This window comes from Streptomyces sp. NPDC020801, from assembly GCF_044334385.1.
Lineage (GTDB): Bacteria > Actinomycetota > Actinomycetes > Streptomycetales > Streptomycetaceae > Streptomyces.
In genome coordinates this window covers 1-1,443 of the sequence record NZ_JBIRST010000076.1, presented here as the reverse complement: position 1 = coordinate 1,443, position 1,443 = coordinate 1, and the positions used below count along the sequence as shown (strand labels likewise).

Below are 1,443 nucleotides of genomic sequence, written 5' to 3'. Positions count from 1 at the left end.
ACGCCGAGGCCGACCAGGGCCGCACCGACAAGCCACCACGGTGAGTCGGTCAGCAGCGTCTGGAACGGGTTGAGCAGCCCGTTGGTGATGGCGTCGCGGAAGGCATTGGTCAGACCCGACAGGTTGTCCTGGGCCCAGGTCGTCGCCGTGTCGGCCGCGCTCGCAATCGAGCTTCCGGTGCTGCCCTCACCTGGGAACTCCGCCGCCCACACAAAGGTGTGGGAAAGGTAGATCAGGACGGCAGTGACCACCGCGCCGGCCCCCAGCAACGGCCGCCGCCAGGCGCTGAATCGGCTGCGGGAGCTCCGGGCGGCCTCCTCGCGTCCGCTGGCCGCGGTCGTGACCCGGTCCAGGACGATCGCCATCACAACAATGGCCAGGCCCGCGTTGAAGGCCGTTCCCACGTCCAGCGACTGCAGCGCCTGCACGACCGTCTTGCCCAGACCAGGAGCGTCGATCAGGGCGGTGATGGTCACCATGGCCAGCGCGGCCATGATCGACTGGTTGACACCCATGACCACGGTCCGCTTGGACATCGGCAGCAGCACCTTCACCAGCGCCTGCCAGCGGGTCACGCCCAGCGAGTCACCCGCCTCCACCGTGGTCTCCGGCACGGAGCGGATGGCGTGCGCGGTGATACGGATCGCCGGCGGGGCCGCGTAGATCACCGTCGTGATGGTGGCCGAAGCCGGACCGATGAGGAAGAACAACGTCATCGGGGCCAGGTAGACGAAGGTCGGCATCGTCTGCATGAAGTCCAGGAACGGCGTCACGATCCGGTTGACCCGGTCGGACAGACCCGCCCACACACCGAGCGGGATCGCGAACAGCAGCGCCACGAGGACCGCGGAGAGGGTGAGGGCGAGGGTGTCCATGCTCTCCTGCCACAGCCCCTGCAGCCCGAAGAAGGTGAACCCGGCCACAGCCAGCAGCGCCACCCGCCAGTTGCCCACCGCCCAGGAGACGTACCCGGCGATCCCCACGACGCCGAGCCAGCCGATCTGCGGGACCGGACGGCCGCCGGTGGGCTGGGAGATCAGGCCCTGGACGAAGGTCACCAGGTTGTCGATGACCAGCCGGATCTCGTTGAAGAAGTACAAGAACAACGGGTTGGAGTCGCGGCTCGCCCCGATGGAGTCGTTGACGGCGTTGAACCAGCGGTGCAGTCCCGTGAGGTCGGCCGCCGCGAGGGACAAGGTCTGCTTTCCGCGCAGGATCGCGAAGAGCAGCAGCCAGACGACGAGGAGCACGCCGACGACCATGGACCGGCTGATCCTGGGTACACCCGCAGCGGATCTCGAGGTCCCCGTGGCCTCGGTTCCGTCCGCCTTCTCAGGTTTCTCGATGACGGCGGTCATCACGCGCCGCCTCCCTGCCCGGCGACGACGGCGAGGATCTCCTCGTCGCCGACGATGCCGAGGAGTTTGCCGTTCTCGACGACCT

General features: G+C 68.0%; 1 protein-coding gene. It reads right to left on the bottom strand.

The annotated features are described in order from the left end of the window. Positions 1–1,358: ABC transporter permease (locus tag ACH4UM_RS41760; protein WP_398191918.1), on the bottom strand; the 1,358-nt coding region annotated here is incomplete at its 3' end. Between the last annotated feature and the right edge of the window lie 85 nt (positions 1,359–1,443).